This window comes from Streptomyces sp. NPDC046931, from assembly GCF_040644655.1.
Lineage (GTDB): Bacteria > Actinomycetota > Actinomycetes > Streptomycetales > Streptomycetaceae > Streptomyces.
This window is the reverse complement of sequence record NZ_JBEYWX010000005.1, coordinates 45,126-65,760: the sequence shown is the minus strand read 5'-3', so window position 1 is coordinate 65,760 and position 20,635 is coordinate 45,126. Positions and strand designations below refer to the sequence as shown.

The following is a 20,635-nucleotide window of genomic DNA, read 5'->3' as shown; positions in this document are numbered from 1 at the left end:
GTGCACGTGAATCCGACGCACCATCGCCCCGGCATGTGCGTGGGCAGCAGGGAGAACCCCGACCAGTACACGTTGGAACGGTTCATCGGGGCCGACGGGGCGGAGGGCGAGTGCTGGCAGGCCCGGCGCGCCGACCGCACCGGCCAGGAGTCGTGGTGGATGGTGAAGATCCTCCCCGCCCAGAGCGACGACGGCGAACTGCGACGCTGGCGGGCCCGCTGGGAGGACTGCGTGCACGCCGCGAACCTCCTGGCGATCGAGGGCCTGATCGCGCCGCTGGTCCTGGTGGGGCCCGCCCCCCACCCGCCGGGCGCCGCCGCGGACGCCCTGTGCTCCTACCTGGTCACCCGGTGGTTCGACGGCTCGGACCTGGCCCGATGGGCAGCCGAAAGGCCCGATCCCCTCACGGCCGCAGCGGTCCTGGAGCGGCTGTGCTCCATCGTGGACCGGCTGCACGACAGCGGCTGGGTGCACGGGGACGTGTCGGCGCGCAACGTCATGGTGGGCCGGGACGGCTCGGTCCAGCTCATCGACCTCACCTTCATGTATCCGGCCGGGCAGCGGCGGGAGACGGTGGTCTACTCCCATGGACACCGGGCGCCGGAGCGCAAACAGTCCCCGGGCCGACTCACCGTCGAGGGCGAGCGCTACGCCGTCGGCGCGGTGGCCAGGACCGCACTCCTCGGCCGGCCTTCGATACTGCCCGACGGGGGCGGCGGGGCCGACGCGCAGTTCCGGGAGGAACTGCTGGACGCGGGCTTCTCCGCGGAAGCCGCCGGCCACGCCGCCCGTCCGCTCTCCGACGACCCGGCGGACCGGCCACGGCTGCTGCCGTGGGCGAAGCGGCTGACCGAACTGCTGCGGGCGGGCGGGCGGCCCGCCCGGCACCGGTGCGTGGACGTCCTGACCGGGGGCGGCGGCCTGATCGTCGTCGCGGGCGGCGCGGCGGGCGTGGAATACCTGCGCGTGCCCGGACCCGACGGACCCGACCGGACAGCGGCCGACACCGGCTTGCCGCCCGGGGAGGGCGCGCCCAGGTCGGTGCGCGAGGTGGCGGCCCGTCGCACCGGCACGGGCCGACCCGTGATCGCCGCCCTCGACCCCGCAGGGACGCTGCACATCGGCACGTCCACCGGATGGAGCAAGGTACTGAGCGGTGCCGAGGGGATCGCCGCGACCTGCTCCACGTCAGGTGACGTCGTCGTGTGGACCGCGTACGACGGGGCGCTGTTCGCGGTGCACTGCCCGGCGGAGGGCGGCGAACCGGAGCGCAACCGGGTGCCCGGCGCCCCGGCGCGGCGAGTGATGACGGCCGCGCGGGACATCGACGGCAGCACCGGGGTGCTCGCCGAGGACGACGGCGCCGTCGTGTGCCTGCGGCTGCGTTCGGGCCTGCCCCCCGTACGGGAGGTCGTCCCGGTCGGCCGAACAGACCGGGGGGCGCTCGCACTGAACCGGTGGGGACACCTGGAGGCTGTCCTCGCCCGGCCGGACGCGCCCCCCGTCCGCGCCGAACAGGACGCGGGGATCTGGGAGCTCGAGAACCTCCCGCAAGAGGACGGCGTCCACGACGTGACGGCCGCGGGCCACCGTGGCGGGCCCACCGTCGCCCTCGCCGGCCCGGCGGGCGTGCGGGTGCTGACGCACGGCGCCGGAGCCGCGGAATGGCACCTGCTGAGGGAGTCCGCCTCGGCGACCCGGGTACGTGTCGCCGAAGGGCCCGGGTGGCGGTTGTGCGTGGCCGCCGTAGTGGACGGTTCGGCACGACTGTGGTTCGAAAAGGTCACCCGCAACGGCTGGGACCGCCCCGCCGTCCTGGCCTGACCGGCGCGTTCCACACCCGCGCGACGACCTCTTGCGGCCCATGCCCCAGCATCGGACCGGCGGGCAGCACCACCCGCACGGGCACCGGCACGAGCTCGGGCCTGGCAGCGTCATCGGAAGGCGTTGTCACGGCCCCGCACCAAGTAGCCCGCTCCGGCCATCACCGCAGCCCGAGACTCCTACGCTCTCGGTATGACAACGCCCCAGGTGGTGTCACTGGCCGTCGGTAGCGTGGCCGCCGTGATGGTGGGCACTGAAGAAACCCGGCTGGTCGTGCTGCGCGGCAACAGCGCCTCGGGCAAGTCGTCCGTCGCGGCCGGCCTCCGAGAGAAGTTCGGCCGCGGCCTGGCTCTGGTCGGCCAGGACAACCTCCGCCGCATCGTGCTGCGCGAAAGGGACCGGCCCGGAGCCGCGAACATCGGCCTGATCGACCTGACGGCCCGCTACGCCCTGGACGCCGGGTATCACGTCGTGGTCGAGGGCATCCTCTACGCCGACCGCTACGGCGACATGCTCGCCCAGCTGCGCGCCGACCACCGAGGCCCGACCCACGGCTACTACCTGGACGTACCGTTCGACGAAACCCTCGCCCGCCACGCCACCAAACCGATCGCCGATGACGTCAGCGAGACGCAACTGCGCGACTGGTACCGGCCGCGCGATCTGCTGCCCGGCGGCATCGAAACCGTCATCGGCGCCGACAGCACCCTGCACGAGACCGTCGGCCGCATCATGCTCGACACCGGCCTGGCACACCTGCCCGCACTGGACCGCTGACCGGCGCACCGTTGCGACAGATGGTGCGGCATGTGTTGCGCCTACCTATTGCGATGGACGTTGCGCGGACCCTCGCAGCCTCCTGGGATTCGCCCAGGTCACCCCGTACGGGCGTGGTCGGGGCGCTGACATCCCCGTTGCGGCCGCTTTCGCCCATGCCCTGGCTGAAGTTGAGGGAGAGGCAGGACGGGCTGGGCGTGCGCGGCCGCGGCCGGGGATCGGGGCGCGCTCCCTGGTGTTGCGCGTCGCCGAGGCCATCGAGTACTGCCTGGCCGTCACCGAGGGGTGGCCGCGGTTCCGGCGCATCGCCACGCCGGTGACCGCGGTTGGCACGATGCCCCAGACCGCGTACGTCTTCCACATCATCGGCATCCACGTCCTCGGCATCGAGGAACTGCCCGGCTCGCCGCTGCACCTCCTGGTCGGCTTCATCGTGGCCGTGACCATGTTCGCGGCCCTCTGGTCGCGCTTCTTCCACCGGGGCCCGCTGGAGTGGTGCCTCGCCCAGATACCAAGGTCGCCGCACGCGTGCGGTGACCCGGGAAGTGACCACGGTTCCATGAGGCCCTCGCCAGCCGGCGAGGGCCTGACCCGTTGCCCGGCGGGGTACCGCCCGGCGTCTGCCGGATACCTCATGGCACGCCGGCCCAGCCGCAAGATTCGTCCGTGTGGCCACCGCCGTGGTCATGGCCCGCATCCTCGGCGACCCATCCGGCGGTGCAATGTGCACCCCCACAGATTGACCTGTGGAGTGGTGATCGTCTGGCGGTCAGCGAATCGTGTAGTCCTCGCCGAACAGCCGTACCTTCACCGGTCCGTCGAGGTCGTACCCCTGGGACTCGGCGATCCGCTGGACGGCGTGCATCCGGTCCACCGATTCGCTCCATTCCTCCCGCGTGCTCGCCGCCGCCCGGTCCTCGAGGTCCTGGCGCGCTGCGCGAGAAACGCCTTCAGCCACTACTGCTGCCCGGCCTCCTCGGGTGTGCCGATCTGGCATGCGATCCGCTTGGTCTTGGTTGACGCCCTCGGTGGGGCTGTTGCTGTACGGGAGTGTGAGCGCGGCAGTTGTTCCTGCAGCGCGGCGATCTCCGCGCTGATGCGTTGCTGCTCCTTGGCGTTGCGTTCGAGGTCGCTTGTCACCTGCGCGGCGTACTGCGATGTCAGTTCAGTGCCGACAGTCGTTGTTTCGGACATGGGCCGACCTTTTTCTCGATTTCCTGACCGGACGTCAGCACCGTCGCGCACGCGCGCGAGCGGCTGAACCGTGATCCCGCCGCAATCGTCCGACGGGAGTGCGCGCCGCCCACGGGATCGGCGCCTGATCCGGTCCGCTTGGGACGCAGTCCGCCGAGTCCCTGTGCATCGGGCGCCGAGCCTGGCGGCGCGAAATCAGTGGCCTGAAAGCCGGGGGTTCCATAGCGTGTCGGTCATGCCGATGCCCGTCCTGTACTGCCGTGATCCGTTGAATCCTCGACGTGTGGACGAACACTTCGCGCCGGAAGCACAGGAGGTCCGTGCCGCCGGCGGGGCAGTCGGGTTGATCGACCACGATGCGCTGTTGCAGGGCGACGTGCAGCAGGCTGTTGCACAGGTACCGGCTGGGTTGGGGAACGCCTGGTACCGGGGCTGGATGATTCCCAGCGATCGATACGCTGCGTTGGCTGAGGCGCTGAGCCGACGCGGCACCGAGTTGCTCGTCACACCGGAGCACTACCGGACCGCTCACGAACTGCCGGGCTGGTATCCGTTGTTTGTCGACGTCACGCCGCCGAGCGTGTGGCGTCCCACCAAACCCGGTGAGATATTGACCGCCGAAGACCTGGCTGTTCTCGCCGAGCCCTTGTTGCCGGGCTCGGGAATCGTGAAGGACTACGTCAAATCTCGCAAGCACGAGTGGGAGCAGGCTTGTTTCATTCCCGATCTCGCCGACGCTGTGGGCCTGACACGGGTCGTGCAGCGCTTTGTTGAGCTGCAGGAGGAGTTCCTGGCTGGTGGGATCGTTCTCCGCGCCTTCGAAGCGTTCTCGAACCTTGAGTCCGTCGCGGCCGAAGTGCGCGTGTGGTGGCTGGATGGCGAACCCAGGCTGCTGACGCCCCATCCGGATAGTCCGTTTGCGCGCGGGCTGGTGCCGGACCTTGATCACATCGGGCCTGCGGTGCAGCGCCTGGGATGCCGGTTCGTCACAACCGACGTGGCCCTTCGCTCGGACGGGTTGTGGCGGGTCGTCGAAGTCGGTGACGGCCAAGTCAGTGACGTGCACCAGTCGAGGAGCCGAGGCGAATTGGCCGCACTGCTGGTCGGTGCATAGCATTTGCGGAAGTGGGGCGTCTTCCTCTTCGTGGCCTGGAGTGTGGCCGACGCTGCTTCATGGGGGAGTTCGTAGTGGTGAGCCCGAGCCGGCAGGGCAGAGCTTCAAGACTGCCGCAGACGGTTGCGCGGTGTGTCCCCACAGCAAGTACCGGTGGGTGGTTCCGTCCGCGTCTGGCCAGGTGGGGCGCCCAGCGCGGAAGACCAATGGGGTGGGCCCTGCCGCTCCTGGTTGAGTGACCGGGCCCAGGAGTGCAGGTGGTCAGCGGAGTGCGCTGACTTCGGGTGCCGAGAGCGTTCGGGGGTATAGGTGAACGCCGGCGGCTGAGCTTGGGAACGCCATGTACGGGGTGGTGGCTGAGGCGCTGTTGACTCAGCCGCCGATGGTCAGGGGCATGGAGGAGTCGTACTGCGGGCTGAGATTCGGGTGTCCCCGTCCGTGTCCCGTCTTGGCAGAGCGCACACACCGGTGTTGGAGTCCCCGGCGACCGGTGCTCGGTAGGCGGCGACCAGGCGGTCCAGATTCCGACCTTGCCGGTGTTGGCGTCTCCTTCCGCGGTGGGGAAGTCGGAGTTTTCGTCCCTCTCGCCGATCCAGTGCGCCGCGATCCTGTCCCGCCTCGAGGAGATCGCCGACCAGCGTCAAGAGGGAAGCACCGACCGCACCTCCAACGGCACGTCGACGACGCCCGCCAATTGGTGGTCGTGCTGCAGCTTTGCACCCAGAAGGAGGTCGACCTCCTCTTCGGCTGACGTCGGTCGGCGTTACCGGCTCACCGTGCCCAGCAGTTACGGGGCAGCCCTTACGAGCTCGTGCACGCTAGACAGTGAGGCGTCGAGCTCTTGATCGTCGATCATGGCCGTGTGGTGGGGAACGCGATGGTGCGGCGATCATCAGCGACTGGAGGATCACGGGTCTGTCGGCCGACGTGAGTGCTGAACTCGTGGCCGAGTTGGGCCCGTTGTGGCGTGAACGGCACCGGACCAGGCTTGCGTCCAGACCGCGGAAGCGGGTCGTGGGCGCTGGCGCGAAGGTCCGGCCGGTCTTCGTCGACCGGCTCCTGGCCACCCTCGAGCACCTCGGACACGGGGCCACGCACGACCTGCTCGCCTGCTGGTTCGACGTGGACCGCTCCACCGTCACCCGAGCCGTTGGCGAGGTGCGGCCCCTGCTCGCCGAGCGCGGCTGCACCGTCAGCCCCGGCGTGCGGTTGCCGGCCCTGGCCGAGGCGGCTCCTGGCTGAACTGGATCGAGGCCGCGTTCGCGGCCCTGCGCTACTTCGCCCTCAACGGCACCGACCATCGCAGCCACGGCGAGCAGAACGCGGCCATCGCCGCCTACGTCCGCTGGCGCAATGCCCGCGCCGAACCGAAGACGAACCTTGCCCCCGACTCGCCGATCCGATCATGGACTGACTACCCGGCCAAGTCCGCCTGACGAGCCGATCGCAGCCGATCGCTTCCCTGTTGTGGCAGTCAGTCCGATCAAGTAAGGTGACCCAACGTGAACACCGGACCGGCGCTACGCCATGCACAGATTGGCCACCCGGTGGAGGGCTGATCGCACGGCGGGGGCAAAGAACGCACCCCCTCAGTTCGGCACGCGGACCTCCCGGCACTCGCGCACCGCGAGTCCGTTTTCCGTGTCGAACAACAACGAGGTCAGCCGAATGACAGCCACGTTCAACCACACCATCATCGCCGCCAAGGACCGCAACGAGTCGGCTCGGTTCTTCCGGGAGTTGTTGGAACTCTCAGAAGCGCCGTCCTGGGGCCCGTTCACCAACATCCAGCTCACCGATGGCGTGCTGCTGCAGTTCGCCGAGCCGCCGGTGGAGATCCAGATGCAGCACTACGCGTTCTTGCTCGACGACGAGCTGTTCGACCGCGCGTATCGGCGGCTGTGTGATCGCGACATCGAGCACTGGGCCGACCCGCAGATGCGCCGCCCAGGCGAGATCAACAACGAGCACGGCGGTCGAGGCGTGTACTTCAAAGACCCCGCCGGTCACGCGATTGAGCTGATCACCCGCCCGTATCTGTAACCAAGGTACGACCTGGTCGGGTGCCGAAACAGCGCGCCCGACCAGGCGATCAACTGGCCGAACTCGACCTTTTGTCCCAGGGCGTCGCCACCACCCAGGATGAAGTGGCCTCAGTCTGCTCACGTCGATTACCCCGGCCCCCAAGCGGGTCGAGCGGGCGGCTCCGGCCCACAGCGCAGGACCGCGGTCTTGACTCCCCATACGGCAACGCCCGGCGTGCCGGTGTCCGCGACCTCGTGTCCGTCCAGCGCCGCCGGGTAGCCCTCGGCGATGCGCGCGCAGGCGGGAGCCTCGGCATGGGGTGCCTGCTCGATGCCGTGGGTCGGAGAGTTCAGTGCGGGTGCCACGAGGAGGACCATGAGCCCGACGGCGGCGGCCGTGAGACCTAGGCCGAACCAGAGTCTGCAGGATGGGCGGCCCATGCCGGACGTACCCCCGATTTTGCGCTGGGCAACACTGCCTGCTGGTCCTACTGAACAATAGGCCGCCGCTCAACTGGCCTTGTGGACACGTCCCTGATGGCCGCCACGATCACCGCGTGTGGCGAGAGCACGGCGAAGCCCAGGAGTGGGGCACTTCCTGACACTCTGAACGGGACTGGGGCAGGAGCTTCGCGCGTACGGAGTCCCTGCCTCCGTTCATGCAACGTACCGATAGACAAATCAAGTTCACTGTCAGTGGCGACGACTAGAGTGATCAGTGATCACCGCCGTACTCGGGGCACGGGGCTCTGCTGGGAAACGCGGGATCGGGGAGGAACTTTCATGACGACGTTGACGTGTGCCTACCGGCGCCTGGGTGCTGAACCAGTACACGGCTCCGTCAGGGTGGACCAGCTGACGGACCGGGAGAAGGAGGTGTTCCTCCTGCTGGGTACGGGCCTGGGCAATCGTCGGCTCGCAAGCGAACTGCGCATCTCCGAGCGGACGGTCAAGGCACACATAGCGCGGATCATCGAGAAGCTGGGGCACCAGACCCGCCTGCAGACGGCGGTGCTGGCCGTCCTCGTCCACGACGCACTGTGCGTCGACACGGACTGTGCCTGCTGAAATCCCTCCGAACGCCGAAGGGCCCCGCTGGTGCCCTTCGGCCGGTGTGCTGTCCGCCGGCCGCCGTTGCCGTGAGCGTCCCACTTGGCGCAGAAGTGTTCGTCCAGCGCCGAGAGGGCGATGTTCACCAGCAGCGGTGAGGCGATGCCGCCTTGGGGCGTGCCGGTGTTCGTGTCCCTGGTCTCGCCGTCGGCGGACATGATGCCCGCCTTCGGGAATGCCTTGACCAGGGCGAGAACCCGCTTATCCCCGACTCGTCGGCGCATCCGCTCCAGCAGAGCGGAGTGCGCGATGTTGTCGAAGCACGCCTCGATGTCCGTATCCAGCACCCAGTGATATCCCTTGGAGCCGAAATGGTGCACCTCGGCGATGGCGTCATGAGCCCGTCGTGCGGGGCGAAAGCCGTAGCTGACCGGCTTGAAGGACGCCTCGAAGATCGGTTCCAGGACCAGCACGAGAGCGGCTTGCACGAGCCTGTCCATCGCGGTGGGGATCCCCAGTCTCCTGAGCTTTCCTCCGCCGCCCGGCTTGGGAATCATGCGCTCCCGCACCGGCAGAGGAGTGAACGTGCGGGACCTCAACTGCTCCCGAGTGTCCTTCAGGAAGGCCACAATGTCGGCGCCGTCGGCGATGAAGGCCGGGATGACCCGGTCCACGCCGGCGGTGCGTGCCCCCCTTGTTGCCCCTCACCCTCTCCCACGCAACGGTGAGGAAGTCGGGGTGATGGACGAGGTTGTAGAGATCATCGAACCTGCGGTCGGGATCATCGACCGCCCAATGGTGCAGCTTGGTCTGCATCCGTCGTACCCGTAACCAGGCCCCATCGGGGGCAGGCCACAGATCACCGGTATTCACCAGCGTCTCCGTCCCCTGCAGTTCCTCAACTACATGAATCCGCTGGGCTGCTTCGCCATGTGGACGGCTTTCCCGCCCCCGGACTACTACCGGCCCTCCGCCCCACCCCGGGCCATCGGCTGACGTCACGCCTTCCCGCCCAACGTGCCTGGAGGGCAGGCTGGGACGAGAGCTTCGGGGCGGTTCCCACGTTCGCTGTGATCCGCTCGTCGGGTGAGGCGGCCAGCTTTGCCCCTGCGGCATCGCCACGGTTACGCCGCAGTCCTTCACCGTGGCCTCCCGACCGGCAAGATCAATCCGATCCAGGAGTTCCTGCCCATACAGGCAGTGCGCACCGCGATCCAGCCCAGATCCACCGGGTTTGAGCTGGCGGGGTCATGTCCCGCGGGGTGGTGTAGTCACGGCAGCTGTTTCGGTTCCGGTTGTGGGGTGATCTGCGGTTCAGGTTTGGTTGGCTTGGTGGTGAAGAGCTCGGCCATGGAGGCTTCCGACAGGTAGCGGCGGTCGAAGACCTGCCACTCGTCGTGGAGTTCGGCTCCTGGACACCCTGCTGAACCTGCACGCCGGCGTGCGGCCGGAGATGGTCGCCACCGACAACGCCTCGTACTCCGACATGGTGTTCGGGCTGTTCTCGCTGCTCGGCTACAACTTCTCGCCCAGCTTCCGGGACCTGGACGATCAGCGGTCCTGGCGGGCCGAGCTGCCCGGGGTGGCCACCGGCGGGTACGGGCCGCTTGAGCCGCCGGCCCGCAACCGGGTCAAGCTGGGCAAGGTGGTCTCGCACTGGCCGGACATGCTGCGGGTGGCCCGCTCCCTGGTGACCGGGCAGGTCCGCGCCTACGACCTGCTGCGGATGTTCGGCCGCGAAGGCCGCCCGACCCCGCTGGAGCAGGCGTTCGCCGAGTACGGGCGGATCGGCAAGACCCTGCACCTGCTGCGGGTGGTCGACCCGGTGGACGACACCTACCGGCGGCAGATGAACCGTCAGCTCACCGCCAGGAGTCCAGGCACAGGCTCGCCCGCGACATCTGCCACGGCAAGCGTGGGCAGATCATGCAGGCCTACCGGACGGGGCAGGAGGACCAGCTCGGCGCGCTCGGCCTGGTGCTGAACGCCGCGGTGCTGTGGACCACCCGATACCCGGATGCCGCCCTCGCCGGGCTGCGGGCCCTGCCCGCCGACCAGCGCGAGCACGAGGTGCTGGACGAGGACGTGGCCCGGCCCTCCCCACTGCGGCACGCCAACCTGAACGTGCTGGGCCGCTACAGCTTCCGCGGCTCCACCCCGGCCGGCGGCGTGCTTCGGCCTCTGCGCGACCCGGCCGAGGCCTCCGAGGAGGACGGCGAGGGCTGACCCGGACACCGGTGCGCCGGTCAGCACCACGGCACGGCGTCGTCGCCGTGCTCACCGGCCTCCCGTCCGGTCCGTGCCTCAGCTGCCGCACGCGCAGCCGGCGGCGGCCTTCGCCTCGGCCGGGCTCTGGGCCGGGTCGAGGGCTTCCTCGTCCGGGGTGCAGCAGGCGGTGGTACCGCAGCATGCCTCCGGTGCGCTGTCGGCGCTCTTGCCGAGGGTGTCGGCGTCGGCCTTCACGACGTAGACCTCCCAGGGCTCCTTGCCCGGACCGGTCACCCACACCTTGTCCTGCAGCGCGTAGCAGCAGGAGGTGTCGTTCTCCTCGAAGATGGCCAGGCCCGCGTCCTTGAGGCGGGTGGTGGCGGCAGTGACCTGGCCGGTGGTCTCGACCTCGACGCCCAGGTGGTCCAGCCGGGTCTCCTCGCCGACGTCGCCCTCGATCAGGACGAGCTTGAGCGGCGGCTCGGCGACGGCGAAGTTCGCGTAGCCGGGGCGGCGCTTGGCCGGCTCGGCGCCGAACAGCTTGGAGTAGAAGGCGACGGAGCCTTCGAGGTCGGCGACGCGCAGGGCGAGCTGAACACGGGACATGGCGGTCTCCCCGATCCGAGATCCTTGTTTCGACATCTGTCGATACAGCGAGCTTGCCTCTCCGAATAGATGACTGTCAACATAGACATATGTCGAATCTGGAACTGCCGGTGCTCGGCCAGGACGATGCGGCGGCATGCTGCTCGCCGATGGTCCGCGAGCCGCTCGGCGAGGAAGCCGCCGCCGATCTGGCGAAGATGTTCAAGGCCCTGTCGGACCCGGTGCGACTGCGGCTGCTGTCGCTGATCGCCTCGCACGAGGGCGGCGAGGCCTGCGTCTGCGACCTGACCGGCCCGTTCGACGTCTCCCAGCCGACCATCTCCCATCACCTGAAGGTGCTGCGTGAGGCCGGGCTGGTCGGCTCCGAGCGGCGCGGGACCTGGGTCTACTACTGGGTGCTGCCCGCCGCACTGGCCAAGCTGTCCGCGTTGCTGCAGGCCCCGGCCAGCACCGTCCCCGCGGCGTCCGGCGGTGCGAGATGACCGAGATAGCTCCTCTCGGGCGCCGGGCTGCGGTCGAGTTCGTCGGGACCGGCGCGCTGGTCGCCGTCGTGGTCGGCTCCGGGATCCAGGCCGCCAAGCTGTCCCAGGACGTGGGCGTGCAGCTGCTCGCCAACTCCCTGGCCACGGTGTTCGGCCTCGGCGTGCTGATCGCCCTGCTCGGCCCGGTCTCCGGAGCGCACTTCAACCCGGTGGTCACCCTGGCCGCGTGGTGGAACGGGCGCCGCGACGGCGGGGACCTGACCCTGCGCGAGGTCGCCGCCTACATGCCCGCCCAGATCGGCGGCGCGATCGGCGGGGCGGTGCTGGCGGACGCGATGTTCGCCGAGCCGCTGGTGCGCTGGTCCGGCCACGCACGGTGGGCACCGCACCTGTGGCTGGGCGAGGTCGTGGCGACCGCCGGCCTGGTGCTGCTGATCTTCGGTCTGGCCCGGGCCGGCCGGGCGCACTTCGAGCCGGTCGCGATCGCCTCCTGCATCGGCGCCGCGTACTGGTTCACCTCCAGCACCAGCTTCGCCAACCCCGCCGTCACGATCGGGCGGGCGTTCACGGACACCTTCGCCGGCATCGCGCCCGCCTCGGTGCTGCCGTTCGTCGCCGCCCAGCTCGCCGGCCTGGTGGTCGGCGTCGTGTTGGTCGCGGTGCTGTTCGGCCGCCCGGCCCCGGACGCCGCCGAGGACGTCGTGGTCCCGCACGGCGAGCACCACCCGGCCGCCGCCGACCGCTGAACCCCGCCGCGCCCCGTTCCTGCCCCGAAGGAAGAACCCCGTGAGCACTCGCGCCGTCCCCTCCGTGCTGTTCGTCTGCGTGCACAACGCCGGCCGCTCCCAGATGGCCGCCGCCTTCCTCACCCGCCTCGGCGGCGACCGGGTCGAGGTCCGCTCGGCCGGCTCCGCCCCGGCCGACACCGTGAACCCGGCCGTGGTCGAGGCCCTGGCCGAGGTCGGCATCGACATCTGCGCCGAAGTGCCGAAGGTGCTGACGACCGAGGCGGTGCAGGCCTCCGACGTGGTGATCACCATGGGCTGCGGCGACGCCTGCCCGTACTTCCCCGGCAAGCGGTACCTGGACTGGAAGCTGGAGGACCCGGCCGGCCAGGGCGTTGCCGCTGTCCGCCCGATCCGCGACCAGATCGAGCAGCTCATCCGGGGCCTGCTCGCCGAACTCGGCATCGAGCCGGTCGCGTGACCGCCGCCCCGGTGGCCTGCACCGCGATGCTCCCCGGGTATGCCGAGCAGGTGCTGGCGATCTACCAGGCCGGCATCGGCGGCGGCGACGCCACCTTCGAGACCACCGCACCGACCTGGGAGGCCTTCGACGCCTCCTGGCTCACCGGGCACCGCCTGGTCGCCCTCGACGGCGGTGGCCGGGTGCTGGGCTGGGCCGCGGTCGTACCGGTCTCCGAGCGGTGCGCGTACGCCGGGGTGGTCGAACACTCCGTCTACGTCCACCCCGACGCCCGGGGCCGTGGTGTTGGCCTGGCGCTGCTGGAGGCCCTGCTGGCTTCGACCGACGCCGCCGGGATCTGGACCGTGCAGTCCGGCATCTTCCCGGAGAACACCGCCAGCCTCGCCCTCCACGCCAAGGCGGGCTTGCGCGTGGTCGGCACCCGCGAGCGCCTCGGCAAGCACGGCGGGCGCTGGCGCGGCGTCGTCCTCATCGAGCGACGCAGCCCCGTCGTCTCCTGACTCGCGGCCCGCTGCGGCGGCGTCAGCACCAAGGTCCGGTCGAGCCCGCGTCGTCCGGCGCGGGCTCGACCGGATCATCGTGGCCGTCCCCGTCGGTCCAGGTGCCGAAGAGCGGGCCGGGCACCCCGGGCTCCTCGGCACCGAGCTGTGGGGCACCGCCCTTCATCCGGTGCGGGCCCGGGGTCACGGGGCGACCTCCTCGCGGCCGGCGGCGGTCAGCACGGCGCGCTGAACAACCAGCCGCTCGCGCAGCTCGGTCTCCTCGGCGGTGAGCGGCTCGTCCGGCCGGTGGAGCCGCACGGGCGTGGGCCGCCGGGGCAGCTCGTCGTCGGCCTCGGCCGCCGCGGCGGCTTCCTCTGCCTCGGCGAGCGCCCGGCACACCGAGGCCACCGACGGGTGCTTCCCCGCGTTCTTGCCCTCCTTGATGACCGGCTTCGCCGCGATCTCCGGCACCGGGACACCCTTGGCCTTCAGCGCCAGGGCGAAGGCCAGCGAGTCGTCGTCGATCACCTTCGGCCGGCCGCCGCGGTTGCCCTTGGCCGCGGCGACCTGCTGGCCCTCCAGCGTCTTCTCCCGGATGTAGTTGCGGTCGAGCTGGGCGGCCACCGCCAGGACGGCGAAGAACATCGCGCCCATCCCGGTGGGGTCGTGCCGGTGAGCGGGCCGGTCAGCAGCTCCGGCAGGATGTCCGCCCGCTGCAGGTCGGACGACAGCTGCATCAGCTCGGCCGCGTTGTGCCAGCCGCTTCATCTCGTGCACGGTCAGGATGGCCACCTGGTCCGGGGCGGCCTCCTTGATGGCGTTGGCCAGCGCGAGCGCGGCCTCCATCTTTGGGCGCCGGCGGGCCCGGGTGGAGATCTTCTCCTGGAACACCTTCGTGCAGTCGGCCTTCTCCAGCGCGACGAACCGGCTGGCGATCTCCTGCTCGGCCATCGAGCAGCGGGCGTACCCGATCCGGATCGGCACTGCCGCCGCCGCGTCGGCGGGCCGGGCTGGCAACGGCGGGCGCTCGACCACGGCCGGCCCGGTCCCCGGTCGGCGGGCACCAGCACCTCCAGCTCCTCGCGGAGCTTGGGTACCAGGGTGAAGCGGGCGGTGCGGTACTTCGGGGCGGTCTTCCCGCCGAGGGTCCGGCACGGGCTCCCCGCCGGAGCCTCGCATTTGGGGCAATCGTGGTGCTCTACCGCATCTGCTGCCTGATCGGGTGTCAGATCCATGGCGGAAATCTCGCAGAAGTACCTCTCGGAACGCCGGAGTTCTGAGAGATGTTCTGCGAACGGAGACCCGGACAAACTGGACGCGCCCCGGGGGGCTCGCAGAACTCTCACAACTGAACACTTATGAGGATGACCGTGTGTGACGCACGGTCGGCGGCGGAGAGGTCCTCCATCATTTCTCCGCGGTGGTGAGGGTCCGCCCGCGATGGCGGCTGTGAAAATCGCTGTCCGATTGCCGGAACGCAGTGATAGAGAGTCAGGGTGACAATGACACTCGAGTTCCCCGTTCTGCTGCGACTGATCGACGAACGGTCGACTGCCTTCCGCGCCGCGATCGCCTCCGCGCCCAGCCTCGACGTACAGGTGCCGACCTGCCCCGAGTGGACGCTGTTCGATCTGGCGCAGCACATCGGCGAGGGGCGCCGCGACTGGGCCGCCACCGTCGCCGCAGGGCCTGCTCCGGACAAGTCCGCAGCGGAGGGCGCCCCGGCCGCGCCTCGGGAGCCCGAGGCCCTGCTGGCCTGGTTGGCGGAGTCCACGGAGCAACTGCTGGACGCATTGCGGAAGGCCGGCCCGGATCGCGGCTGCTGGACGTGGTGGGAGACGTTGCAGTCGCCGCACACCTCCGGTGCCGTAGCTCGGCACCAGCTCCAGCAGATGGCGGTGCACACGTACGACGCCCAGATCACCGTAGGTGCCCCGCAGCCGCTGCCGGACGAGGTGGCGCTCGACGGTGTCGACGAGTTCCTGTCCACCTGCGTCGCAACGACAAGTGCCTGGCCGCACAAGCCCGCTGCCGTCGACTTCCACGCCTCCGAGGGCCGCTCCTGGCGCCTCTCGCTCTCCGCCGACGGCGCACGGAGCGCCCGCCTCCCCGGGGCCGGCACCATGCCGGCCACCGCTGCCGGCCAGGACCCGGACGCGGCCGCCGCCTTCTTCTCCGCTCGGGGCACGGCCAGCGAGCTGGTCCTCAGCCTGTACGACCGTATCCCGGTCAACTCCCTGGAGCTCGACGGCGACCGACGTGTCTTCGAGCAGCTCAGCGCCTGGGACCCGGATGAGTAGGACGTGACGATGCGCCACCTCGTACGGCCCAGGGCATGCCTCCCGCCCACGGCTACAACCACGCCGTGGTGGCCTCGGGGCCGCGGGGGGGAGCAGACCGTCACGGCTGCGAAGCGGCTGACCAAGGCGGCGGCTCACAAGCCGATCGGTGCGCCTGGTCGGGACCTGACGCCGTCAGTTCTCAGCGCCGTCCTCGTCGTCATCGAGTCCGGCCGCGTCCGGGTCGCGCAGCGGGCGCGGGGTGCCGCCCGCCGGCTGGGTGGGGGTGAAGCTGCAGCGGCCCAGGACGTTGAGGTTCTTGTGCTCGAGCGGGGACAGCCGGGCCACGTCCTCGTCACGGATCTCATGACCCTCCGCGCGAAGCTGGACGACGGCGGCGTCGATGTAGCGGTTCGTCCAGAGCACCACGGCGTTCAGGACCAGGCCGAGTGAGCCGAGCTGGTCCTCCATCCCGTCCGTCCCGGTACGCCTGGTGGAGGGTGCCCTTCTTCCCGTGGCAGATGTCGCGGGCGAGCTTGTGCCGGGACTCCTGGACGGTGAGCTGCTTGTGCATCTGCCGCCGATAGGTGTCGTCCGCCGGATCTACCACCGCCAGGAGGTGGAGGGTCTTGGCAATCCGCCCGTACTCGGCGAACGCCTGCCCCAGCGGGGTGGGGTGGCCCTCGCGGCCGAACATCCGCAGCAGGTCATACGCCCTCACCTGGTTGGTGACCAGGGAGCCGGCCACCCGCAGCATGTCCGGCCATGCCGTGAGAACCTTCTTCACATTGACCTTGTTGCGGGCCAGCGGCTCCAGCGGCCGCCCTGGGACGTCGAGGTGGCCGCCTGGGCCGAGCGACGCCGCCTGACGGCCCGCGCGAACCGAGAGGCAGTCGGGCACGACCTGCCGCAGAGGGCGATCCCGCCGGACCCGCTCGGGGCGATCGGGCTGGCCCGCTTCCGCCGCACCCTGGCCTGGCACATCGCCCGCCGGCCAGGCGGGCTGGTCGCGCTCGCCGTCCAGTACGGTCACATGCGCACAGTCCTCGACGCCCGGACCTCCACCGGTTACGGCGACCGGGGCCGTCCCGGCGTCCACGTCGTCCTCGATATAGAGACGGTGCGTGCGGCCGCCGACACCGCCGCGAGCCTCCTGGGCCGAACTGCGGCCGGGGAGAAGATCTCCGGTCAGGCGGCCCGCCGCGCCCTCACCGGAGCCCTCAAAGCCCCGTGCTTCAAAGGGACCCTGACCACCCGACAGGCCGCCACGAAAGCTGCGAAGTTCCTCGCGCGTGACGGGGTCGTCCTGTTCGACAACCCCGACTCGTTCCTGATCTTTGCTTTCAAGCGAGACACGGCTCTGTGTGACCTGGAACCGACGGCGACAGCCCTCAACCAGTTCGCCTGCCAGCTCGGCTGCGGCAACGCAGTGCGCACCGATGCCAACGCCCACGCCCTGCGGGACCGCGCCGACTACCTCGACCGCCAGGCGGCCCTCATGCCCAGGCCGGTCGGCGACCGGCTCCGCAGCAACGCGAACCGGCTCCGCGGCATCGCCGGTACCCACGACGCCACCGCCAAGACCGCCGAGGAAGTCCTCACATGAACGAGCAGTCACAGGATGAACGCGCCCGTATCGGCGACGCCATCGACCGGCTCCTGGCCGGCAAGCCCACCCGCTCCGACGGCAGCCTCACCGTCGTCGCCCTCGCCATCGAAGCGGATGTCCACCGCATGGCACTGCAAAAACGGCACGCCGACCTCGAGGAAGCCTTCTACGCCCGCGTCCGCGCCGAGACCCCAGAAGTCGAAAAGCGTCTGCGCAAGGACGTCGCCCAACTGAAAGCGAGCCTGAAGACGGTACGTGACTCGGAAGCCGAGGCTTGGAGTCGGGCCGAGCAACTCGTCCTGGCCGCCGCCGTCCTCACCCGCCGACACGGCACGCAGGGGCCACCCGCGGCCCTACCCGACAACGTCGTCCCGATGCCCGGGCTGGAACACTGATCAACCGAAACCGGACCGGGACGAGTGGAAGCCGCGTACTCGGTTAGCGCCTGCTTGTCATGCATGAACGACAAGCGAGGTTGCCTGTCGCCGATAACTGGTCAGGATTCGTGCGCTGGCGGGGCAATCGGTAGGGTGCCAGGTCACGACCGCACCCTGCCGGATGGACGTGCTTGTCAGGGCCCTGCTGCAGCGCGTGGCACTTCCACGACTGCCATGTCGGCTCCTGCCTGCTCGGACCTTCAGACATGGGGAGCGATCTTCACGGCCGGGCAGTCGGGCTCTGGCCGACGGGTCAGGAGGAACAGTGGCACAGATCATGGCCGAGGTCTCGCGGACGTTCAACGAGTTTCTGCTTCTGCCGAACCGGACCCGAACCGACTGCTCGCCCGCCACGGTTGACCTGCGCACGCCCCTGGTTCGGCACCTTGTGGGTGAGACGTCGGCGATCGAGCTGCACTCCCCGTTCACGTCCGCGATCATGCAGGCCGTCAGCACACCGGAACTCGCGATTGCTCTGGCACGCAACGGCGGCCTGAGTTTCCTGCACCACAACCAGCCGATCCACGACCAGGCTGCGGCGGTGCGCGAGGTGAAGAACTTCAAGGCCGGGTTCGTCACCAGCGACACCAACGTTCGCCCGGACGACAGTCTGAGCGAGCTGGTCGATGTCATGCGCCGCACCGGTCACAGCACCGCGGCCGTCACCCATGACGGGACCGGCACCGGTCGTCTGTTGGGTCTGGTGACCTCGCGTGACTTCCATCCCCAGCGTCACGACTTGGACGGGCCGGTCAGCGGTCGGATGACACCCATCGCCGATCTGCCCCATGCCGGGGCTGATACCACGCTCTCCGAGGCCAACGCGCTGTTGTGGGACCAGCGGCTGGACTGCCTGCCCATTCTCGACGCCGAGGGCTCTCTGCAGCATCTGGTGTTCCGGTCCGACTACGCGGACAACAAGCGGTTCCCGAACCAGGTCGTGGACGCCGCCAAGCGACTGCGCGTGGGCGCCGGCGTCAACACCCATGACTATCGCGAGCGCGTTCCCGCGCTGCTGGAGGCGGGTGCTGACGTCCTGTGCTTCGACTCCTCCGACGGCTACAGCGACTGGCAGGCACAGGCCCTCACATGGGTGAAGAAGCGCTACCCGGAGATCCCGATCGGCGGCGGCAACGTGGTCGACGGTGAGGCGTTCACCTTCCTCGCCGAGGCCGGTGCCGACTTCGTCAAGGTCGGCGTGGGCGGTGGCTCCATCTGCATCACCCGCGACCAGAAGGGCATCGGACGCGGACAGGCCAGCGCTGTACTGGATGTGGCCGCGGCCCGCGACGCCTTCGCGGAGCGCACCGGCGCCTACGTGCCGATCTGCTCCGACGGCGGTCTGGTGCACGACTACCACGTGGCCCTGGCGCTGGCGATGGGAGCCGACTTCGTCATGATGGGGCGCTACTTCGCCCGCTTCGACCAGGCCGCCGGCGCGAAGCTCCCTACCCGCGACGGCTTCGTGAAGGAGAACTGGGGCGAGGGCTCGAACCGGGCCCGCAACTGGCAGCGTTACGGGCAGGGTGGGCAGGGGCTGATCTTCGAGGAAGGCGTCGACGGCTACGTCCCCTACGCCGGTGACCTTAACGAGGGCCTCGCCGTGACCATCGCCAAGCTCAAGACCACCATGGTCTCCTGCGGCTCCGCCACATTGCCGGAATTCCATTCCACCGCCCGACTCACTCTGGTCTCGGACCAGAGCTTCCAGGAGAGCCACGCCAACGTCACCCTGCGGGACACTCCCACCACGGTGGCCTGACATCCCTTCACCTGAAGGTGTCGAGGTCAGGCAGGGCATGCCCTGAGAGGCGGCTGCCCTGCCGCCACCGGCAGCGGGGCTGGGCCTCGGGGCGGTGGACCTGGGGCCCGGGGAGTCCGGGCGGGTGAGGACGCCTCGTCAGGCTGCGTCGAGTGCCAGACAGTAGGTGGAGACCTCGGAGCGGGGGCCGTCTGTCGGGCTGGCTTGCGCGTGAGGCGGCAGGTCATCAGGGTGACTGCTTCGACCTGGCTGGTCCTGTCTCAGGACGCCCGCCGGGAGACCCGAGAACTCTGCACAGAAGAATTTGACAGGGAACGCGCCGGTGACGACCACGGTCATCCCGGCCAGTGATCCGCCCGCACGCTCGGTGTTCTCGTCGTAGTCGCCGGTGTCGCCGTCGCATGGGGTGGGTGAGGTGGCGCCGGGTTCCGTCATGTTCATCCCGGCGGCGGCGAGTTTGTCGATGAGCGGGGCGAGTTCGGCGACGATCGAGGGGGCCGTCTCGGTGCCGATGCCCTCGACCTGCTGCATCGCTTCCGCGTCCGCGGCGCGGATGTCGTCCATGGCGGCGAAGTGCCGGGCGATACGGCGGGACATTGGTCCAACGTGAAGGAGTCACTCGCTGAGCTTGAGATGGACGAGCAGGACCAAGCACAGGAGGCGATGGTGACCATCCGCAAGAGTCGGGCCGTCATGCTCGGTATGCCCCGCGTCGGCCAGCCGGTGCCAGACGTTCGACCGGAGAGGCCCTGACCGATGAGCAAGCCCGGCTCCCGTCGCACGGAAGCGATGGTCCTTGGCCGCCAGGCCGACACCGAGCGCCGTCGCGCTCGGGTTGGCCAGGCGATTTTCGATCTCCAGGCCTCTGGTGAGGAAGTGTCGGTGACTGCAGTGGCCCGGCGAGCGGGTGTGGACCGCACATTCCTTTACCGCCATCGCGACCTCCTGACGCAGATCCATGCGGTCGAGCAGACGCCAGCCGGAGGCGCCGCGATGGGAGCGGCGGTCTCGCGGGCCTCGTTGATGGCCGACTTGGCCGCTGCGCATGAGCGCAATACGCGACTGACGGGCCGGACTACTCTCCTGGAACAACGTCTGTCGGAGTTGATGGGCGAGCAGACCTGGAGGGATTCCGGTCTGGGTGCCCCCGACGGCATCGAACAGATCCAGAAGAGAGTCGTCCAGCTTGAACAAGAGAAGGGCGACCTCAAGCTCAAGCTCGAGGAAGTACTGGAGGACCTGGAGGCCTCGCGAGCGGCAAATCGCGAGCTGACCAGGGCCCTCAACCAGCCTGGCTGATACTCCAGCCGGACTTCTGTATTTCTTCTGGTCAACGGCCTGGCGGTGGGGAGTGTAGCGGGGGTTGGGCATGCGCGGGACGGTCTTGGACAGGTCGTCCCACCAACGTGTGTCCGCGCCGCATGTAATGACAGCGCCGGGCACGTGCCTGATGACGGCGGCGCCATCGTGACCAGTTCAGCACGTGGTCACGGCGTGCAGGACGGTGGCGGGGTTGAGTTGCCAGCAGACGACGGATTTCGGCTGGTGTGAGGTCCACGAGGTCGGGTGTGTCGGCCTCGG

The 20,635-nt window shown here is 69.6% G+C and carries 21 protein-coding genes and 4 pseudogenes; 16 read left to right on the top strand and 9 right to left on the bottom strand.

Going from position 1 to position 20,635, the window contains the following annotated elements; all coding sequences use genetic code 11:
* A complete protein-coding gene (locus tag ABZ876_RS12105) occupies positions 1 to 1,824 on the top strand; it encodes a lipopolysaccharide kinase InaA family protein (protein ID WP_361778275.1) in 1,824 nt (607 codons plus the stop codon).
* 243 nt (positions 1,825 to 2,067) lie between these two features.
* On the top strand, positions 2,068 to 2,601 hold the full coding sequence (locus ABZ876_RS12100; RefSeq protein ID WP_361779023.1) for an AAA family ATPase: 534 nt from the start codon (positions 2,068 to 2,070) through the stop codon (positions 2,599 to 2,601).
* Positions 2,602 to 3,370: 769 nt separating this feature from the next.
* Here ABZ876_RS12100 and ABZ876_RS12095 read toward each other — a convergent pair.
* Positions 3,371 to 3,559, bottom strand: a complete 189-nt coding sequence (locus ABZ876_RS12095) for a hypothetical protein (RefSeq protein WP_361778272.1) — start codon at positions 3,557 to 3,559, stop codon at positions 3,371 to 3,373.
* Positions 3,559 to 3,795 (bottom strand): hypothetical protein, encoded by a 237-nt coding sequence (locus ABZ876_RS12090; protein ID WP_361779077.1) that lies wholly within the window; start codon positions 3,793 to 3,795, stop codon positions 3,559 to 3,561. Before ABZ876_RS12090 ends, ABZ876_RS12095 begins: the two co-directional genes overlap by 1 nt.
* 235 nt (positions 3,796 to 4,030) lie before the next feature.
* Here ABZ876_RS12090 and ABZ876_RS12085 point away from each other — a divergent pair, with 235 nt between their 5' ends.
* The 3 genes from ABZ876_RS12085 (at position 4,031) to ABZ876_RS12075 (ending at position 6,952) form a co-directional block, all read left to right on the top strand.
* Complete coding sequence (locus ABZ876_RS12085) at positions 4,031 to 4,909, top strand: ATP-grasp domain-containing protein (protein WP_361778269.1); 879 nt, start codon at positions 4,031 to 4,033, stop codon at positions 4,907 to 4,909.
* 1,014 nt (positions 4,910 to 5,923) lie between these two features.
* Positions 5,924 to 6,151, top strand: coding sequence for a transposase family protein (locus ABZ876_RS12080; protein WP_361778266.1), 228 nt, complete (start codon positions 5,924 to 5,926; stop codon positions 6,149 to 6,151).
* Positions 6,152 to 6,577: 426 nt separating this feature from the next.
* The gene (locus tag ABZ876_RS12075) at positions 6,578 to 6,952 is read left to right on the top strand and encodes a VOC family protein (RefSeq protein WP_031487478.1); all 375 of its coding nucleotides are present in this window, start codon (positions 6,578 to 6,580) and stop codon (positions 6,950 to 6,952) included.
* 128 nt (positions 6,953 to 7,080) lie between these two features.
* Here the strand turns inward: ABZ876_RS12075 and ABZ876_RS12070 are convergent, their stop codons facing one another.
* A complete protein-coding gene (locus ABZ876_RS12070) occupies positions 7,081 to 7,299 on the bottom strand; it encodes a DUF3515 family protein (RefSeq protein ID WP_361778263.1) in 219 nt (72 codons plus the stop codon).
* Positions 7,300 to 7,716: 417 nt separating this feature from the next.
* On the opposite strand from ABZ876_RS12070, the gene ABZ876_RS12065 reads away from it, so the two are divergent.
* Entirely contained in the window at positions 7,717 to 8,001 is a 285-nt protein-coding gene (locus ABZ876_RS12065) for a helix-turn-helix transcriptional regulator (RefSeq protein WP_361779020.1), read from the top strand.
* A 149-nt stretch (positions 8,002 to 8,150) separates the two neighbouring features.
* Here the strand turns inward: ABZ876_RS12065 and ABZ876_RS12060 are convergent.
* Positions 8,151 to 8,483 (bottom strand): annotated as a pseudogene (locus tag ABZ876_RS12060) (reverse transcriptase domain-containing protein); the annotation flags it as partial.
* Between the two features lie 902 nt (positions 8,484 to 9,385).
* Here ABZ876_RS12060 and ABZ876_RS12055 point away from each other — a divergent pair.
* Positions 9,386 to 10,209: pseudogene (locus tag ABZ876_RS12055) on the top strand (Tn3 family transposase); the annotation flags it as partial.
* Positions 10,210 to 10,287: 78 nt separating this feature from the next.
* Here ABZ876_RS12055 and ABZ876_RS12050 read toward each other — a convergent pair.
* Positions 10,288 to 10,797, bottom strand: coding sequence for an ArsI/CadI family heavy metal resistance metalloenzyme (locus tag ABZ876_RS12050; protein ID WP_361778261.1), 510 nt, complete (start codon positions 10,795 to 10,797; stop codon positions 10,288 to 10,290).
* 149 nt (positions 10,798 to 10,946) lie between these two features.
* Here ABZ876_RS12050 and ABZ876_RS12045 point away from each other — a divergent pair, with 149 nt between their 5' ends.
* The 4 genes from ABZ876_RS12045 to ABZ876_RS12030 are packed head-to-tail and all read left to right on the top strand — an operon-like array spanning position 10,947 to position 12,985.
* Entirely contained in the window at positions 10,947 to 11,279 is a 333-nt protein-coding gene (locus ABZ876_RS12045) for a metalloregulator ArsR/SmtB family transcription factor (RefSeq protein ID WP_361779017.1), read from the top strand.
* Entirely contained in the window at positions 11,276 to 12,025 is a 750-nt protein-coding gene (locus ABZ876_RS12040; protein WP_361778258.1) for an aquaporin, read from the top strand. Before ABZ876_RS12045 ends, ABZ876_RS12040 begins: the two co-directional genes overlap by 4 nt.
* Positions 12,026 to 12,065: 40 nt before the next feature.
* Positions 12,066 to 12,485 (top strand): arsenate reductase ArsC, encoded by a 420-nt coding sequence (locus ABZ876_RS12035; protein WP_361778255.1) that lies wholly within the window; start codon positions 12,066 to 12,068, stop codon positions 12,483 to 12,485.
* 26 nt (positions 12,486 to 12,511) lie between these two features.
* Positions 12,512 to 12,985, top strand: coding sequence for an N-acetyltransferase family protein (locus ABZ876_RS12030; protein ID WP_361779014.1), 474 nt, complete (start codon positions 12,512 to 12,514; stop codon positions 12,983 to 12,985).
* Between the two features lie 22 nt (positions 12,986 to 13,007).
* On the opposite strand, the gene ABZ876_RS12025 is transcribed toward ABZ876_RS12030, so the two are convergent.
* Positions 13,008 to 13,172, bottom strand: coding sequence for a hypothetical protein (locus ABZ876_RS12025; protein WP_361778252.1), 165 nt, complete (start codon positions 13,170 to 13,172; stop codon positions 13,008 to 13,010).
* The gene (locus ABZ876_RS12020; RefSeq protein WP_361778249.1) at positions 13,169 to 14,002 is read right to left on the bottom strand and encodes a recombinase family protein; all 834 of its coding nucleotides are present in this window, start codon (positions 14,000 to 14,002) and stop codon (positions 13,169 to 13,171) included. Before ABZ876_RS12020 ends, ABZ876_RS12025 begins: the two co-directional genes overlap by 4 nt.
* A gap of 461 nt (positions 14,003 to 14,463) precedes the next feature.
* On the opposite strand from ABZ876_RS12020, the gene ABZ876_RS12015 reads away from it, so the two are divergent.
* Positions 14,464 to 15,267: a maleylpyruvate isomerase N-terminal domain-containing protein gene (locus ABZ876_RS12015; protein WP_361778246.1), complete on the top strand. Its 804-nt coding sequence runs from the start codon at positions 14,464 to 14,466 to the stop codon at positions 15,265 to 15,267.
* A 174-nt stretch (positions 15,268 to 15,441) separates the two neighbouring features.
* Here the strand turns inward: ABZ876_RS12015 and ABZ876_RS12010 are convergent.
* Positions 15,442 to 16,054: pseudogene (locus tag ABZ876_RS12010) on the bottom strand (Tn3 family transposase); the annotation flags it as partial.
* 225 nt (positions 16,055 to 16,279) lie between these two features.
* Here ABZ876_RS12010 and ABZ876_RS12005 point away from each other — a divergent pair.
* The 3 genes from ABZ876_RS12005 (at position 16,280) to ABZ876_RS11995 (ending at position 19,054) form a co-directional block, all read left to right on the top strand.
* Positions 16,280 to 16,852, top strand: coding sequence for a hypothetical protein (locus ABZ876_RS12005; RefSeq protein ID WP_361778243.1), 573 nt, complete (start codon positions 16,280 to 16,282; stop codon positions 16,850 to 16,852).
* Positions 16,849 to 17,250: a hypothetical protein gene (locus tag ABZ876_RS12000; RefSeq protein WP_361778240.1), complete on the top strand. Its 402-nt coding sequence runs from the start codon at positions 16,849 to 16,851 to the stop codon at positions 17,248 to 17,250. The genes ABZ876_RS12005 and ABZ876_RS12000 overlap by 4 nt, the downstream gene beginning before the upstream one ends.
* A gap of 307 nt (positions 17,251 to 17,557) precedes the next feature.
* Positions 17,558 to 19,054, top strand: a complete 1,497-nt coding sequence (locus ABZ876_RS11995) for an IMP dehydrogenase (protein ID WP_361778237.1) — start codon at positions 17,558 to 17,560, stop codon at positions 19,052 to 19,054.
* A 315-nt stretch (positions 19,055 to 19,369) separates the two neighbouring features.
* Here ABZ876_RS11995 and ABZ876_RS11990 read toward each other — a convergent pair.
* Positions 19,370 to 19,651: pseudogene (locus ABZ876_RS11990) on the bottom strand (helix-hairpin-helix domain-containing protein); the annotation flags it as partial.
* 159 nt (positions 19,652 to 19,810) lie between these two features.
* On the opposite strand from ABZ876_RS11990, the gene ABZ876_RS11985 reads away from it, so the two are divergent.
* Positions 19,811 to 20,353 carry a DUF6262 family protein gene (locus tag ABZ876_RS11985; protein ID WP_361778234.1) on the top strand — a complete coding sequence of 181 codons (543 nt, stop codon included), beginning with the start codon at positions 19,811 to 19,813 and terminating at the stop codon, positions 20,351 to 20,353.
* Positions 20,354 to 20,635: the final 282 nt, after the last annotated feature.